Origin of the sequence: Streptomyces sp. enrichment culture (assembly GCF_964272895.1) — a bacterium.
Lineage (GTDB): Bacteria > Actinomycetota > Actinomycetes > Streptomycetales > Streptomycetaceae > Streptomyces.
In genome coordinates this window covers 2763750-2779910 of the sequence record NZ_OZ186832.1, presented here as the reverse complement: position 1 = coordinate 2779910, position 16161 = coordinate 2763750, and the positions used below count along the sequence as shown (strand labels likewise).

The 16161-nt window shown below is 70.3% G+C and carries 14 protein-coding genes; 2 read left to right on the top strand and 12 right to left on the bottom strand.

Annotated features, from left to right (window positions below):
* Positions 1 to 33 precede the first annotated feature (33 nt).
* From ACSU6M_RS12560 to ACSU6M_RS12505, 12 genes are all read right to left on the bottom strand, one after another.
* Complete coding sequence (locus ACSU6M_RS12560; RefSeq protein ID WP_437069608.1) at positions 34 to 1803, bottom strand: IucA/IucC family protein; 1770 nt, start codon at positions 1801 to 1803, stop codon at positions 34 to 36.
* Entirely contained in the window at positions 1800 to 2336 is a 537-nt protein-coding gene (locus ACSU6M_RS12555; protein ID WP_437069606.1) for a GNAT family N-acetyltransferase, read from the bottom strand. The genes ACSU6M_RS12560 and ACSU6M_RS12555 overlap by 4 nt, the downstream gene beginning before the upstream one ends.
* Positions 2333 to 3616 (bottom strand): lysine N(6)-hydroxylase/L-ornithine N(5)-oxygenase family protein, encoded by a 1284-nt coding sequence (locus tag ACSU6M_RS12550; protein ID WP_437069605.1) that lies wholly within the window; start codon positions 3614 to 3616, stop codon positions 2333 to 2335. The genes ACSU6M_RS12555 and ACSU6M_RS12550 overlap by 4 nt, the downstream gene beginning before the upstream one ends.
* Complete coding sequence (gene desA / locus ACSU6M_RS12545) at positions 3600 to 5042, bottom strand: lysine decarboxylase DesA (RefSeq protein ID WP_437069603.1); 1443 nt, start codon at positions 5040 to 5042, stop codon at positions 3600 to 3602. Before desA ends, ACSU6M_RS12550 begins: the two co-directional genes overlap by 17 nt.
* A 186-nt stretch (positions 5043 to 5228) precedes the next feature.
* Entirely contained in the window at positions 5229 to 6089 is an 861-nt protein-coding gene (locus ACSU6M_RS12540; RefSeq protein WP_437069601.1) for a siderophore-interacting protein, read from the bottom strand.
* A gap of 113 nt (positions 6090 to 6202) precedes the next feature.
* Entirely contained in the window at positions 6203 to 7249 is a 1047-nt protein-coding gene (locus ACSU6M_RS12535; RefSeq protein ID WP_437069599.1) for an ABC transporter substrate-binding protein, read from the bottom strand.
* 140 nt (positions 7250 to 7389) lie between these two features.
* Complete coding sequence (locus ACSU6M_RS12530; RefSeq protein ID WP_437069597.1) at positions 7390 to 8301, bottom strand: hypothetical protein; 912 nt, start codon at positions 8299 to 8301, stop codon at positions 7390 to 7392.
* A 5-nt stretch (positions 8302 to 8306) separates the two neighbouring features.
* The gene (locus ACSU6M_RS12525; RefSeq protein ID WP_437069595.1) at positions 8307 to 8741 is read right to left on the bottom strand and encodes a peptidase inhibitor family I36 protein; all 435 of its coding nucleotides are present in this window, start codon (positions 8739 to 8741) and stop codon (positions 8307 to 8309) included.
* A gap of 207 nt (positions 8742 to 8948) precedes the next feature.
* On the bottom strand, positions 8949 to 10109 hold the full coding sequence (locus ACSU6M_RS12520; protein ID WP_437069593.1) for an acyl-CoA dehydrogenase family protein: 1161 nt from the start codon (positions 10107 to 10109) through the stop codon (positions 8949 to 8951).
* Between the two features lie 6 nt (positions 10110 to 10115).
* Positions 10116 to 11069 (bottom strand): hydroxymethylglutaryl-CoA lyase, encoded by a 954-nt coding sequence (locus ACSU6M_RS12515; protein ID WP_437069591.1) that lies wholly within the window; start codon positions 11067 to 11069, stop codon positions 10116 to 10118.
* Positions 11066 to 12988 (bottom strand): biotin carboxylase N-terminal domain-containing protein, encoded by a 1923-nt coding sequence (locus tag ACSU6M_RS12510; protein WP_437069590.1) that lies wholly within the window; start codon positions 12986 to 12988, stop codon positions 11066 to 11068. The genes ACSU6M_RS12515 and ACSU6M_RS12510 overlap by 4 nt, the downstream gene beginning before the upstream one ends.
* A gap of 14 nt (positions 12989 to 13002) precedes the next feature.
* On the bottom strand, positions 13003 to 14619 hold the full coding sequence (locus ACSU6M_RS12505; protein ID WP_437069588.1) for a carboxyl transferase domain-containing protein: 1617 nt from the start codon (positions 14617 to 14619) through the stop codon (positions 13003 to 13005).
* An 87-nt stretch (positions 14620 to 14706) separates the two neighbouring features.
* Between ACSU6M_RS12505 and ACSU6M_RS12500 the strand changes: the two genes are divergently transcribed.
* Together ACSU6M_RS12500 and ACSU6M_RS12495 are read left to right on the top strand one after the other, a co-directional pair.
* Positions 14707 to 15303 (top strand): SACE_7040 family transcriptional regulator, encoded by a 597-nt coding sequence (locus ACSU6M_RS12500; RefSeq protein WP_437069587.1) that lies wholly within the window; start codon positions 14707 to 14709, stop codon positions 15301 to 15303.
* Positions 15304 to 15523: 220 nt separating this feature from the next.
* Complete coding sequence (locus tag ACSU6M_RS12495) at positions 15524 to 16099, top strand: Uma2 family endonuclease (RefSeq protein ID WP_437075112.1); 576 nt, start codon at positions 15524 to 15526, stop codon at positions 16097 to 16099.
* Positions 16100 to 16161: the final 62 nt, after the last annotated feature.

The window sequence follows — 16161 nt, the reverse complement described above, 5'->3', positions numbered from 1 at the left end:
CCGTACTCCGGGGCGCCCGCTCGTTCTCGGCCGTCAGAACCCGGCGATCGGGTTCTTCAGCGTGCCGACCAGCTGGAGGGCGGCCGACGGGTCCGCCAGGTCCACCATCTGCTTGTTGTTGCGCAGCTGGAGGCGGTTGAGGCAGGAGAGGGTGAACTCGGGGGCGAAGATGTCGTACTGGCGGAACCGGTCGGCCAGGTGGGGGTTCGCCTCCTGGTACTCGCGGGTGACCGCGGCGACCGTGCCCCAGAAGTCGTCCTCGGTGACGACGCCCTCGGCGGCGAGGTTCGCGGCGAGGAACCGGAAGAAGCAGTCGAAGACGTCGGTGAAGACCGACAGCAGCTTCTGGTCCTCGGGGACCTCGACACGGATGCGGGTGACCTCGGGCGGCAGCACCGCGTCCGGGTCCATGACGACGATCTCCTCGGCGATGTCCTTGTAGATCGCCCGCTCCACGGCCCCGTCCCTCAGGACCAGGATCGTGTTCTCGCCGTGCGGCATGTACGCCAGGTCGTAGGCGTAGAAGCTGTGCAGCAGCGGCACGTAGTACGCCCGCAGATAGCGGCGCAGCCACTGCACCGGGGTGAGGCCCGAGCGCTCGATCAGGGCGGCGGCGAAGCCGTGGCCCTCGTGGTCGACGTGCAGCAGCGAGGCCATGGTGGCGAGGGACTCGCCGTCCTGGAGGGTGCCGACCGGGCTCTCCCGCCACAGGGCGGCGAGCATCTTGCGGTACGGCGAGTAGCGGTCGGTGGCCTGCTCGTACTCCAGGTGACGGTAGCCGACGGCCGCGCGCTCGCGGATGATCGTCAGGCCCGTGGACTTCAGCACCGGGTCGCCTTCGATCAGCTGGGCCAGCCAGTCGTTGATCGCCGGGGTGGCCTCCATGTAGGCGGCCGAAAGGCCGCGCATGAAGCCCATGTTGATGACGGACAGGGCCGTCTTGACGTAGTGCTTCTCGGGCTGCGAGGTGTTGAAGAAGGTCCGGATGGACTGCTGGGCCAGGTACTCGTCCTCGCCCTCGCCCAGGCACACCAGGTGCCTGCGGGCGACCTCGGCGGCGAAGGTGACGGTGAGCTTGTTCCACCACTGCCAGGGGTGCACGGGAATCAGCAGGTAGTCGGCCGGGTCCAGGCCCTGGTCCGTCAGCTGCTTCTCGAACCGCTCGACGGTCGCCTCGCCCAGCTCCTGCCGTACGAAGGACTCGTACTCGATGCCGGCGCCGGCCGTGAACGCGGCGCGCGAGCGGTGGGCGGCCAGCCACACCAGGCGGACCGGGCTCGCGGTCTCGGGGGCGTACGACAGGTACTCGTGGACGCCGAAGCCGAGGCGGCCGTTGTTGGCGACGAAGCAGGGGTGGCCCTCGGTCATCCCCGTCTCGATGGCCTGGAAGCCGCCGTCGATCAGCTCGGCCGAGGTGAGCTGCGGCTTGGTGAGCTTGTAGCAGGTGCCGGAGAGGGTGGAGGAGATCTCCTCCAGGTACACCGGAAGGATCTCGGCGCTCAGACCGAGGGCGTCCTGGAACTCGATGAAGAAGTCCAACGCGGCGAGCGGGAGTTCGGCTCCGTCGCGGTGGCGGGAGATGGAGTCCGCCTCGACCTGCCAGTGGTCCAGGGCACGGCGTACGGCGGTGAAGCGGTAGCTGGTGAGGCCGTCGTCGCTGCGGACGACGTACGCCTCCCCGTCCCGCTCGGGCGTGAGCAACCGCTCGTGGGCGAACTCGGCGAGCGCCTTGCGGATCAGCTGGCGGTTGGCCAGGTCCCACAGCCCGGGGGTGAGATGGGCGACGGCGTCGGTGAGGCTCATGCGGCGACCGCCTTCTCGAACTGCTCGCGGGTGCAGAAGCTCAGCAGGGCCTTCTTCTCCGGCTTCTGGATCTCGCGCTCGGGCACGAAACCGACGGCCGCGTTCAGCGCGTGCACCGCCTTGTTGTGCACGTCCGGCTCGACGACGACCCGCCGGACGGCCGGGTCCTCGAAGAGGCGGGCCATCACCGCGGTGATCACGGCCTTGGTGAAGCCGTGCACGGGGGTGTCGGTCGGCGGGGTGAGGAAGTGCATGCCGATGTCACCGGGCTGCGGCTCGTACAGGCCGACCAGCTCGCGGTGCGCCGGGTCGTAGTGCTCCATCAGGAACGCGGGCACGCCGTCCCGCAGCCCCAGCAGGGCGTGGTGGTGCTCGTCGGCGGCGATCTCCATGTAGGCGCGCTCGACGTCCTCCAGCTTGGCGTCCTGCATCATCCAGAACGCGGCCTTGGGGTGGGTGACCCAGGCGTGCAGCAGCTCGGCGTCCCTGAGCGGGTCGAGGGGGCGGAACGTGAAGGTCATGGTGGTGCTCATACGGCGAACTCCTGGAACGCGATGGTCTTCTCGACCGGGTAGTACTCGTAACCGAGCAGCTCCCGGATGATGAAGCTGTTGCGGTAGGCGCCCATGCCCAGGTCCGGGCTGGTGATGCTGTGGGCGTGGACGCCGGCGTTCTGGAGGAAGACGCCGCGGCCGGTGATGTCGATGGCGTAGTTGCGGGCCACGTCGAAGTTGCCGTGGGAGTCGCGGACCAGGCGGTCCTGGACGGGCGCCAGGAACTCGGGCTCGGCGTAGGCGTAGCCGGTGGCCAGGACCAGGCCCTCGGTCTGCAGCTGGTAGTCCTTCTCCTGCTCCTCCTGGCGGAAGGAGAGGGTGTAGGTGCCGTTCTCGTACTCCGCGGCGTTCAGCGAGGAGTTGGTGAGCAGGCGCGTGGGGACCGGGCCGCCGAGGTTCTTCTGGTAGAGCAGGTCGAAGATCTCGTTGATCAGATCGCCGTCGATGCCCTTGAACAGGCCCTTCTGCTGCTGGGTGAGGCGGTAGCGGGTGGCCTCGGGCAGCGCGCGGAAGTAGTCGATGTACTCCGGCGAGGTCATCTCCAGCGTGAGCTTGGTGTACTCCAGCGGGAAGAACCGCGGGGAGCGGGTGACCCAGTTCAGCTGGTAGCCGTGGACGTCGATCTCGGCGAGCAGGTCGTAGTAGATCTCGGCGGCGGACTGGCCGGAGCCGACGATCGTGATCGACCGCTTCTTCTGGAGCTCCGCCTTGTTCTGGACATAGCGGGAGTTGTGGAAGAAGTCGCCGCCCAGGCCCTCGACCGCCTTCGGGTAGTGCGGGGAGGTGCCGGTGCCGAGGACCAGGCGACGGCCGCGGTAGATGTCACCCGCGGCGGTCGTCACGACGTACAGCTCGTCGCTCTCGTCGTACGTCACCTCGGTGACCGTCGTGCTGAAGCGGACGCTGCTCAGCTTGCCCGCGGCCCAGCGGCAGTAGTCGTCGTACTCCACGCGCAGGGGGTAGAAGTTCTCGCGGATGTAGAACGAGTACAGCCGGCCCTTCTCCTTCAGATAGCTGAGGAAGGAGTACGGCGAGGTCGGGTCGGCCAGGGTGACCAGGTCCGACATGAACGGCGTCTGGAGGTGGGCGCCGTCGAGGAACATGCCGGCGTGCCACTCGAAGTCGGGCTTGGACTCCAGGAAGACGCCGTCGAGTTCGGCGATGGGTTCGGTGAGACAGGCCAGGCCGAGGTTGAAGGGGCCGAGTCCGATGCCCACGAAGTCGTAGGTCGTGTCCGTGGATTCAGGAAGCGCGGTCAAGGGATTCTCCCAGGTACTGCTCGGCGTGGCCGGCGATCAGGTCGAGGACGGCGGCGATGTCGGACGCCTGTGTCTCGGGGTTGAGCAGGGTGAACTTCAGGTAGTGGCGGCCGGCGACCTTGGTGCCCGCGACGATCGCGTCGCCGGAGGCGAACAGGGCCTTGCGGGCGTAGAGGTTGGCGCGGTCGATCTCGGCCGGGTCGGTGACGGTCGCCGGGATGTAGCGGAAGACCAGGGTGGAGAGCGAAGGCTCCACGACGACGTCGTAGCGCGGGTCGGCGGCGAGCAGCTTCCAGCCCTCCTCGGCCAGGTCGCACACCTCGTCGAAGAGCTGCCCGATGCCGTCGGCGCCCATCACACGCAGGGTCACCCACAGCTTGAGCGCGTCGAAGCGGCGGGTGGTCTGGAGGGACTTGTCGACCTGGTTGGGGATGCGCTCGGCCGCGGCGCGGCGCGGGTTGAGGTAGTCCGCGTGGTAGGTGGCGTGGCGCAGGGTGGCGGTGTCGCGGACCAGCAGCGCGGAGGAGCTGACCGGCTGGAAGAAGGACTTGTGGTAGTCGACGGTGACCGAGTCGGCGCGCTCGATGCCGTTCAGCAGGGCGCGGCGCTTGAGGGAGGCCAGCAGACCGCAGCCGTAGGCGGCGTCGACGTGCATCCAGGTGCCGAACTGCTCGCAGAGCTCGGCGATCTCGGGCAGCGGGTCGATGGAGCCGAAGTCGGTGGTGCCCGCGGTGGCGACGACGGCCATGGGGACGAGGCCGGCGTCCACGCAGCGCTGGAGCTCACGGGCGAGGGCGACGGTCTGCATCCGCTTGTCGTGGTCGACGGGGAGGGAGACGACCGCGTCCGGGCCGAGGCCGAGGAGTTTGGCGGACTTCTTCACGCTGAAGTGGCTGACCTCGGAGGCGAAGATGCGCAGCTTCCCCAGTTCCTGGGTCTTGGCCTCCTCCCTGGCCAGCAGCAGCGCCTGGAGGTTGGACTGCGAGCCGCCGGAGGTGAAGACGCCGTCGGCGGCCGGGCCGAGGCCGATGCGCCCGGCGGTCCAGTCGATCAGCTTGCGCTCGATGAGGGTGCCGCCGGCCGACTGGTCCCAGGTGTCCAGGGAGGAGTTGACGGCGGAGAGGATGGCCTCGCCGAGCACGGCCGGGATGACGACCGGGCAGTTGAGGTGGGCGAGGTAGCGCGGGTGGTGGAAGTAGATCGCGTCCCGGAGGTAGACGTCCTCCAGCTCGTCCAGGACGGCCGCGGTGTCGAGCAGCGGGCTGTCCAGGTCGATCCGCTCGATGCGGGGGGCGAGGGCGTCGACCGTCACCCCGGTGAACGGACGGTCGGTGGTGGCGAGTTTGGCCGCCACCCGCTCGACTCCTTCGGTCACGGAGCGGCGGTAGTGCTCCGCGGTCGTGTCATTGAGCAGGTGCGAGCGCATGCGGGGGGCCTCCGGGTGGGGATGGACCGTGAGGGAATCCCTGGGGGATTCGGGGCGGGAAGCGAAGAGGGGCGGAGCCCCGGCTTCGAACTTAGGTTAGCCTAACCTAAGTTGAATCCGCGATACTCCACCCCTCAAGTGACGGCTGTCACTCCGGTTGCGGGCAGCCTTGCGTCACAGGGCAGTTCAGTCCTCGGGCTGCTCGCGCAGCTGCTCCTCGGTCAGCCCGCGCCGCCAATAGCCCACGAACGTGACCTGCCGGCGGTCGATGCCGCGCTCGCCCACGAAGTGCCGGCGCAGCTCCTTCATGGCGCCGGACTCGCCCGCCAGCCACACGTACGGCTTCTCGGCGGGCGGCAGTCCGGCCTCCCTGATCGCGCCGAGGGCCATGGGGGACCCCTCGGTGCCGGTCTGGTCGTGCACCAGCCAGGTCACCTCCGCGTCGGCCTCGGTCTCGACGTCCTGGATGTCCCCGGCGTCCGAGACCTCGATCCACGCGCGCACCGGCGTCCCGGCCGGCAGCGTCTCCAGGCTGGCCAGCAGGGCGGGCAGGGCCGTCTCGTCGCCCCACATCAGCACGAGGTCGGTTCCCGCGGGGGGCCGGAACCGGATGGCCCGGTTGTCGGCGACGGCCGGGCCGATCAGCTGGACCTTGTCACCGGGCGCCGCCTTCGCGGCCCACCGCGAGGCGGGTCCTGCCGGCACGGCCGCGTCCGGCTCGACGCCGTGCAGCACGAAGTCGATGTCGATCTCGTCGGGCTCCCGCCGCAGGTTCCGCAGGGTGTACGAGCGCATCACCGCCCGTTCCTCGTCGGGCTGTTCACGCCAGGCCGCGTACCAGTTCTCGCCCGCCTCGACGGGGACGCCGGGCTCGGTCCGCCCCTCGGCCGGGATGAAGAGCGACAGCGACTGGTCGCGCCCGTCGGAGTGGAAGTGCGCGAGGTCGTCCCCGGCGAAGGTGACGCGGACGAGGGACGGGCCGAGCCGCGTCGTCCGTACGACGTGAAGGGAGAAGAAGCGGAAGGCGAGGGCGTCGGACGTGGCCATGAAGGCTCCAGATCTCTTTGCCAGGGGGCGGGGCGACTGACCCAGGGGCGCGGGGAACTGCGCGACCGGCCACAACCGGCCCGCAGTTCCCCGCGACGGGAAGCGACTCGGGCTCAGGCGACCTTCTTCGCCTTCTCCAGCGCCACGGCCAGGTCCTCGACCAGCTTCACGCACTTGTCGTACGACAGGATCGGCTCGGGCGAACGGGCGATGACCTGCCCCGCCTTCACCGCGGGCAGCTTCTTCCAGGTGCCCTCGGTGATGTCGGCGGGCTGAATCGTCGAGGACCGGTCGTCCATCATGATGATGTCCGCGCCGTATTTGTCGACGTTCTCCCAGCTGAGCGACTCGTACCAGCCGCCGCCGACCGCCTTCGCCTTCTCCGACGGCTCGACGAAGTTCACGCCGAGGGCCTTGAAGTACTCCAGGTCCAGGGACAGGTTGGAGCCGGAGACGTAGAACAGGTCCTGGCTGGCGGAACCGGCCATCACCTTGATGTTCGGCTTGGCCTTGGCGGCGGCACGCAGCCGCGCGGAGGCGTCCTCGAACCGCTTCTTCGCGTCGGTCACCTTGGCCGCCGTCACATCGGCGCCGAGCGACTTGGCGAGCTCCAGCATGCGCGCGAGGGAGACGTCCAGCTTGCGGTCGTACGCGGAGATGGCCACGCTCGGGGCGAGCTTGGCGATCTTGTCCGCGGACTCCTCGGGGACGTACCAGAGGGTGCCGGCGGAGTCGAAGGTGGTGGTGATGAGGACCTCGGGGGCGAGGGCCGCGTACTGCTCGACGTTGAACTGGCCCCAGACGTTGCCGAGGATCTTCACCTTGGTGATGTCCATGTCGCCGGCCTGGACGTCCGGCTTGCCGTCCTGCGTCTTGGTCGGGCCGAAGACGCCCTTGACCGAGATGCCGTAGTCGTGGAGGGCGGCGGCGACGCCGGTGAAGGCGACGATGTTCGTCGGGACCTTGTCCAGCTTCACGGTCGTGCCGCGGTCGTCCTTGAACGTCCAGGGGCCCGACGGCTTGCCCGCGCCCTTGGTGTCCGTACCACCGCTTTTCGCGTCGTCGTCGCCGCAGGCCGCGAGAACGGCACCGAGGCCGAGGGCGCCGCCGGCGGCGAGGATGCCGCGGCGAGTGAGGTGGGTGGCACGGGCATGGGACATGGCTGGCTGCTTTCGAACAGGGCGGAGGGCCCGCCGGACAGATCGAAGGTAGGTTAGCCTAACCTCAGCCTGTGTCCAGGGGTGGGTCGGTGTGATCACCGCCATCCTGTGCGAACCGGTCTGCCGCCGCAGGGCGCCCTCTAGCCCTCCCTGACGATGCGGCGGGCCGCCTCCACCTTCCTGGCGTGGGCCGTGCGCAGGTTCTCCAGGGATTCGGCGTTCCTGCGTATCTCCGCGCGCTGGAGGGCCGATTCGGCCTGGAACCAGATGTCGAGCAGTCCGGTCTTCTTCTTGCAGCGCACATCCGCGAGCGCGGTGCGTTTTTCCTCCGTGGAGACCTTCTCTCCCCGGAATGCGGGATTGTTCAGCGGTTCCAGCGGGGTGGCATAGGGGAATCCGGCGGTCCGCATACAGGCGGACCATTTCCGGAATGCGTTCTTCACTGCCGGGTGGGTGAGGGAATCCTCGTGGCTCCCGGTGGCGATACGGCGGGCGGTCTCCGCGCCGGCCGGGTCGTCGTACTTCCGGGAAAGACGGTGGACCGCCTGGCCGAAACAGCCGTCGGGCGGAACCGCTTTGCCGTGGTACGTGATGTGCTCGCCGCCGCTCGGATCGGCCCCGCGGTTTCCGTAGAACACCCGCAGGGCGTCGTCGGGAAGGTCGGGGCCGGGCTGTGGCGGGCCGAGGTCGGGGTGGTAGCCGAGGGCGGCCGCCTCACGCTCGCTCGACAGCCCGTACCGGCGGTCGGCGGGCGGGTCGGTCATGGGCTCCGGCTCCGGCGGCTCGTAGGAGATGCCGAAGGTGCGCAGGCAGCGCCGCGTCAGGATCTGCTGGGCGGCGTCGATCGCGGCGGACTCGGCGTCGGTGTAGCTGTACCGGGCGATGGGCAGCCGGGCGGTGTAATCGACCCGCGGCTCCGCCGTCGAACCGACGGACGCGGCAGGGGAGTTCGCCGCCCCGGCTGGCCCGCCGCCCTCGCCCGATCCGCTCCCGGAGGAACAGCCGAGCAGGGCGGCGGCCAGGGCCAGGCAGACAGGTGCCAGGCGTCGCATGCGGCTCAGAACTTGTAGCAGTTGCCGTCGTAACGGCCGTAGCCGAACGAGGCGTTCTCGTTGTACGTGTTCACCAGCCGGTACGCGCTGCTGATCGGGGGCAGGGAGTCGCACGCGCCCGAGAGGTTGCTGTTGTAGTAGATGACCAGGTTGTACCGCGCCAGGTTCGACGCCGAGGCGGCGTTGTTCTTCACGGGCTGCCCCTGGCCGGCGCCACTGGTCAGGAACGTGTAGCCGTTCAGGCTGTAGTGGTCGAAGCCTCTGAAGACGGTCTTCGAGCCCGAGTAGCCGCTGTTGTAGTAGAAGATCATGCAGTACTGCTCCTGGTCGGGGCAGTAGGTCCCGGCGGAGGCGTGCGACTGCGGGGCGGTGGCGAACATCAGGCCCCCGGTGGCGGCGGCGGTCACGCCCAGGGCGGCGATCCTTCGGCTCAAACGCATGGCGATCTCCTGTGCTGTCAGAACAGGGATGACGGAGCGGCGTCCGGAATTTCCCGCCGCGTGAGCGCGAAGATCCTAACAACCCTTGATCGGCGCGGGAATTGGAATTCCTGCTGAGGGAAATCCTGGGGGAGGGACATCGGGAGACCCATCTCCCGATGTCCCTGAATGTGCGGACTTGGGGGCGTCGATTCGCCCCGCCGCCCTTTAGCCGGCCAGCCCCAACTCGCGGGCGATCAGCATGCGCTGGACCTCGCTGGTGCCCTCCCCGATCTCCAGGATCTTGGAGTCGCGCCACATACGGGCCACCGGGTACTCGTTCATGAAGCCGTAGCCGCCGTGGATCTGCGTGGCGTCACGGGCGTTGTCGACGGCGATGGTGGAGGAGTACAGCTTGGCGAGGGCGGCCTCCTTCTTGAAGGGGGCGCCCGAGACCAGGCGGACGGCCGCGTCGCGCCAGGCGAGGCGGGCGGTGTGGGCCTTCATCTCCATGTCGGCGATCTTGAACTGGATGGCCTGGTTGGCGCCGATGGGACGGCCGAAGGCGTGCCGCTCCTTGGCGTACTTCACCGACTCGTCCACACAGCCCTGCGCCAGACCCGTGGCGAGCGCGGCGATGGCGATACGGCCCTCGTCGAGGATGCGCAGGAACTGGGCGTAGCCGCGGCCCTCCTCGCCCAGCAGGTTGGCCGCCGGCACCCGGACGTCGGCGAAGGACAGCTCACGGGTGTCCGAGGCGTTCCAGCCGACCTTCGAGTAGGGCGCGGCGACCGTGAAGCCCGGAGTGCCCGAGGGGACGATGATCGCCGAGATCTGCGGTCTGCCGTCCGGCTTGCGGCCGGTGACCGCGGTGACCGTGACCAGACCGGTGATGTCGGTGCCGGAGTTGGTGATGAAGCACTTCGAGCCGTTGATGACCCACTCGTTCGTCTCCGGGTCCAGACGTGCCGTCGTCCGGGTCGCCCCGGCGTCGCTGCCGCCCTCCGGCTCGGTCAGCCCGAACGCGCCCAGGATCTCGCCCGCGCACAGCCGCGGCAGCCACTCGCGCTTCTGCTCCTCGGTGCCGAACAGATGGATCGGCATCGCGCCCAGCGAGACACCCGCCTCCAGCGTGATCGCGACGGAGGAGTCGACCCGGGCCAGCTCCTCCAGGGCGATGCCCAGCGCGAGATAGTCGCCGCCCATCCCGCCGTACTCCTCGGGGAACGGCAGCCCGAACAGGCCCATCCGGCCCATCTCGCGGACGATCTCGTAGGGGAACTCGTGCCGCTCGTAGAAGTCACCGATCTTGGGGGCGACCACGTCGTGGGCGAACTCCTCGACCGTGCGGCGCAGTTCTTCCAGCTCGGGCGTCAGACGGTAGTCCATGTCGATTCACTGCTCCTGGGGGTCCTTGTGGGACAGGGCTCGTACGGTGCGGGAGGGGCTGGGCCGGCCCAGCCGGTCGGCCATCCACGCGCTGGTGGCGACGAGGCGGCCGAGGTCCACGCCGGTGTCGATGCCGAGGCCCTGCAGCATCCACACCAGGTCTTCGGTGGCGAGGTTTCCGGTGGCTGACTTGGCGTAGGGGCAGCCGCCGAGGCCCCCGGCGGAGGCGTCGACCGTGGTGACGCCGTGCTGGAGGGCCGCGTAGGTGTTGGCGAGGGCCTGGCCGTAGGTGTCGTGGAAGTGGACGCCGATCCGGTCCGTGGCCACGCCCGCCTCGTTCAGCGCGGTCAGCAGCGCGGTGACCTGGCCCGGGGTGGCGACCCCGATGGTGTCGCCGAGGCTCAGCTCGTCGCAGCCCATGTCCATCAGGGCCGTGCACGCGCGGACGACCTGGGGGGCGGGCACCGGGCCCTCCCAGGGGTCGCCGAAGCACATGGACAGATAGCCGCGCACATGGCCGCCCTCCGCCTTGGCGCGGCTGACCACCGGAGCGAACATGGCCAGTGCCTCGTCGACCGTGCGGTTGAGGTTGGCCCGGGCGAACGACTCGGTGGCGCTGGCGAACACGGCGATCCGCCGGGCGCCGAGCGCCAGGGCGCGGTCCAGGCCCCGGTCGTTGGGCACCAGGACGGGCAGCTCGACGCCCTCAAGGTCGCGGACCAGCGGGTAGAGCTGCTCGGCGTCCGCGAGCTGGGGCACCCACTTGGGGTGCACGAAGCTCGTGGCCTCGATGGTCGTCAGCCCCGCCTCGGCCAGTCGGCGCACGAACTCCGCCTTGACCTCGGTCGGTACGGTCGCCTTCTCGTTCTGCAGGCCGTCGCGCGCGCCCACCTCGTGGATCCGCACCCGCGCGGGCAGGCCCGGTGCCGGGACGGTCATGGGCAGCCCGTCGGCGGTCATTCCGTCTCCTCCTCGTGCGGGGCGATCACGGCCAGCACCTGGTCCATGGCGACCGTGGTGCCCGGCGAGACGTCCAGCTCGGTGACGGTGCCGGCGTGCGGGGCGGAGATGACGTGCTCCATCTTCATCGCCTCGACCACCAGCAGGCTCTGACCGGCCGCCACCTCGTCGCCGACGGCCACCTTCACCACCGTGACGGTGCCGGGCATGGGGGCGGTCAGCGAGTCGCTGCCCGCGTGCGCGGCACGGCTCAGGGACGCGGCGACCGGGTCGTGGTCGCGCACCTGCCAGGCGTCGCCGTCGCGGCCGAGCCAGTCGGCGGCGCGGTGGAAGGTGTGCCGGACGCCGTCGAGGGTCACGCAGACCTCGTCGGCGGTGACCGTGTGCGCGCCGGACACCTCATGGGTGACGGGTTCGGCTCCCGTCGCCCGCAGCGGTACGGCGACCGGCCGGGGCGTGCCGCCCAGACGCCAGCCCGTCGGCTGGGAGAAGGGGTCCGTCCAGCCGTCCCCGCGCGGACGCAGCGCGTCCAGGCGTACGGCGGCCGCGGCCTCGTAGACCTCCGGGGGTACGTCGGTGGTGACCAGGTCGTCGACCACGCGTGCCACCAGGCCGGTGTCCAGGTCGCCGGAGACCACGTCCGGGTGGGCCAGCAGGCGCCGCAGGAACCCGGCGTTGGTCTGCACGCCCAGCGTGACCGTCTCCGCGAGCGCCGCCCGCAGCCTGCGCAGGGCCGTCGCGCGGTCGGGGCCGTAGGCGATGACCTTGGACAGCATCGGGTCGTACAGGCTGCCGACCTCGGTGCCCTCGCTGAGCCCGGAGTCGGTGCGGACGCCGTCGCCCTGGGGTTCGCGCAGCTTCAGCACCCGGCCGCCGGAGGGCAGGAACCCGCGCGCGGGGTCCTCGGCGCAGATGCGGGCCTCGATCGCGTGCCCGGTGAGGCGGATGTCCTCCTGGGTGAAGCCCAGCGGCTCGCCGGCGGCCACCCGCAGCTGCCACTCCACCAGGTCCAGGCCCGTGATCAGCTCGGTGACCGGGTGCTCCACCTGGAGGCGGGTGTTCATCTCCATGAAGTAGTACGACGACGGGTCGCCGCCCGGCACGATGAACTCCACCGTGCCCGCGCCCCGGTAGCCGCAGGAGCGGGCCGCCTGGACGGCCGCCTCGCCCATGGCCGCGCGGGTCTTCTCGTCCAGCAGGACGCTCGGCGCCTCCTCGATGATCTTCTGGTGGCGGCGCTGGAGGGAGCACTCGCGCTCGCCGAGGTGGATCACCTTGCCGTGGCCGTCGGCGAGGACCTGGATCTCGATGTGCCGGGGCCGGTCGATCCAGCGCTCCACCAGCAGGGTGTCGTCGCCGAAGGAGGCGCGGGCCTCGCGGCGGGCGGCCGCGATCTCGTCCTCCAGCACGGTGAGGTCCCGCACCAGGCGCATGCCCTTGCCGCCGCCGCCCGCGCTGGGCTTGAGCAGCACGGGCGCGCCCAGTTCGCGGGCGGCCTCGGCGAGGTCGGGGTCGCGGCCGCCGGGGACCACGGGCACCCCGGCCGCCTGCACGGTCTCCTTGGCGCGGATCTTGTCGCCCATCAGGGAGATGGCCTCGGCGGGCGGCCCGATGAAGACCAGCCCGGCCTCGGCGCACGCGCGCGCGAAGCCCGCGTTCTCCGCGAGGAAGCCGTAGCCGGGGTGGACGGCCTGGGCGCCGGTGCGGGCGGCGGCCTCCAGCAGCCGCTCGATCGACAGATAGCTCTCGGCGGCCGGTGCGGGGCCGATGCGTACGGCGGTGTCGGCCTCGCGGACATGGCGGGCGTCGGCGTCGGCGTCGGAGAAGACGGCCACCGAGCGCACGCCGAGCGTCCGCAGGGTGCGGATGACACGGACGGCGATCTCGCCGCGGTTGGCCACGAGCACGGTGTCGAACATCGTCAGAAAGCCCCTCACATCCGGAACACGCCGAACTGGGGGTCACCCAGCGGGGCGTTCGCGCAGGCGGTCAGTGCCAGGCCCAGCACCTGCCGGGTCTCCATCGGGTCGATGACCCCGTCGTCCCACAGGCGGGCGGTCGCGTAGTAGGCGTTCCCCTGGCGCTCGTACTGCTCACGCACCGGTGCCTTGAACGCCTCTTCCTCCTCCGGGGACCACTGCTCGCCGCGGGCCTCGATCTGGTCCCGCTTGACGGTGGCGAGCACCGAGGCGGCCTGTTCGCCGCCCATGACGGAGATCTTGGCGTTGGGCCACATCCACAGGAAGCGGGGGGAGTAGGCGCGGCCGCACATGGAGTAGTTCCCGGCGCCGTACGAGCCGCCGACGACGACGGTCAGCTTCGGCACGCGCGTGCAGGCGACGGCGGTGACCATCTTGGCGCCGTGCTTGGCGATGCCGCCCGCCTCGTAGTCCCGGCCGACCATGAAGCCGGAGATGTTCTGCAGGAACAGCAGCGGGATGCCGCGCTGGTCGCACAGCTCGATGAAGTGGGCGCCCTTCTGGGCGGACTCGGCGAACAGGATGCCGTTGTTGGCGACGATGCCGACCGGGTGGCCGTGGATGCGGGCGAAGCCGGTGACCAGGGTCTGCCCGAACTCGGCCTTGAACTCCTGGAAGCGGGAGCCGTCGACGATCCGGGCGATGATCTCGCGGGCGTCGTAGGGCGTGCGGGAGTCGACCGGGACCGCGCCGTACAGCCCGGACGGGTCGACCTTCGGCTCCACCGAGGGGCGCACCTGCCAGGGCAGGGACCCGCGCGCGGGGAGCGTGGCGACGATGTTGCGCACGATCCGCAGCGCGTGCGCGTCGTCCTCCGCGAGGTGGTCGGTGACGCCGGAGACACGGGAGTGCACCTCGCCGCCGCCGAGCTCCTCGGCGGTGACGACCTCGCCGGTGGCGGCCTTCACCAGGGGCGGGCCGCCGAGGAAGATCGTGCCCTGGTTGCGGACGATCACGGCCTCGTCGCTCATCGCCGGCACATAGGCGCCGCCGGCCGTGCACGAGCCCAGCACCGCCGCGATCTGCGGGATGCCGGCGCCGGACATCCGGGCCTGGTTGTAGAAGATCCGCCCGAAGTGCTCGCGGTCCGGGAACACCTCGTCCTGCATCGGCAGGAAGGCGCCGCCGGAGTCGACCAGGTACAGACAGGGGAGCCGGTTCTCCAGGGCGACCTCCTGGGCGCGGAGGTGCTTCTTCACGGTCATCGGGTAGTACGTGCCGCCCTTGACCGTGGCGTCGTTGGCGACGATCACGCACTCGCGGCCGCTGACCCGGCCGATCCCGGCGATCACACCGGCCGCCGGGGCCTGTCCGTCGTAGAGCCCGTCGGCCGCCAGGGGAGCCAGTTCGAGGAAGGGCGAGCCCGGGTCGAGCAGGGTGTCCACCCGGTCGCGCGGCAGCAGCTTGCCGCGCGCGGTGTGGCGCGCCCGTGCCTTCTCGCCGCCGCCGAGGCGGGCCGCGGCGAGCTTGCCGCGCAGCTCCTCGACGAGCGCCCGGTGGGCCTCCTCGTTGGACCGAAAGGCTTCCGACGCGGGATCGACCGCGCTGTGGAGCTCCGGTGCCTCATCCATCCTGTGAGTCCCCTCACTCTGTTAATGAGCGTTAACGCACTCCCTTCAGGTTAACGACCGCTAACCTCCCTGTCTAGAATTGCTTCCATGGCCACCAGAACCGACGCCCCCACCCGCCGCGAGCAGATCCTGAAGGAAGCCGCTCGACTCTTCGCCGAGCGCGGCTTCCACGGCGTCGGCGTGGACGAGATAGGCGCCGCCGTCGGCATCAGCGGCCCCGGTCTCTACCGCCACTTCCCGGGCAAGGACGCGATGCTCGCCGAACTGCTGGTCGGCATCAGCGGCCGTCTGCTGACCGGCGCCAAGCGGCGGGTCGCCGAGGCGGACGGGGTGCCCGCGACCGCGCTCCTCGACTCCCTCATCGAGGGCCACATCGACTTCGCCCTCGACGACCGGCCTCTGATCACCCTGCACGACCGCGAGCTGGACCGCCTCCGCGACACCGACCGCAAGCTGGTCCGCCAGCTCCAGCGGCAGTACGTCGAGCTCTGGGTCGAGGTCGTCCGCGAGGTCTATCCGGGCCTCGCCGAGGCCGCCGCCCGCTCGGCCGTCCACTCCGTCTTCGGCCTCCTCAACTCCACCCCCCACCTCGGCCGCGGCGGCACGCTGCCCGGCCGGGGGGTGACCGCGGAACTGCTGCACCGGATGGCGCGGGGGGCGTTCCGGGCGGCGGAGGAGGGCTGAGGCGAGATCTGCGGCGACCGCGGGCCGGTCTCGCCGTGGGCGGTGCGGCGGGCCGTGGGCTGTTCGCGCGGCTCCCCGCACCCCTGAGTGCGCGCGGCCGCCCGTGGCCGGGCAGGAGCGCTCGGTCGAGGTGACCGGGGGCGTTCAGGGCGGCTGAGGCGCAAGCCGCGCCGATGCGCCGGTCCGCGGGTCTTCGGCTCAGTAATCTGGGGCCATGGGCATGGATTACGCCAAGATGCGCGCGATCGCCGAGGAGCTCGGGGCCTACGCCGAGAGCCTGGAAGGCGCCTGGAGCGTCGAGATCGGCCCCTCGGGTCCGATACTGGCCATGATGTGCCCGTCGAAGCGTCACGAGGGCACGGTCCGCCGTATCTGCAGGCAGCTGGACGAGCAGCTGGCCCATACTCACCCCGGCTACATCTGTGCCAGCGGCCCTGAGATCGAGCATCCCGCAATCGGCCGCATGCGCCTGCCGGACGCGATCGTCATTCCGGAGGCGGTCCTCGACGAGGAGGGCCTCGCTGTCGACGCCACACAGGTGCTCGCGGTCGTCGAGATCGTGTCGCCGTCCAATCCCACCAACGACTACGTCGACAAACTCGCCGACTACCCGGCCATGGGCATCGCCCACTATCTGATCGTCGACCCCCGCACCGGCACGATCGAAGTTCATTCCGAGCCGTGCAAGGGCCGCTACACCCGCAAGGACGCCTACATCTACGGCGACCGGGTGCCGTTCGGCCCGTGGACGGTCGAGACGTCCGAGTTCCGCCGGTACGGCAAGCCCGGCGAGTGACGAGCGTTACGGCCGATCCACTCTGGACGCCGTTCCCTACCCGCCGGTACGTTGGTGTGAGC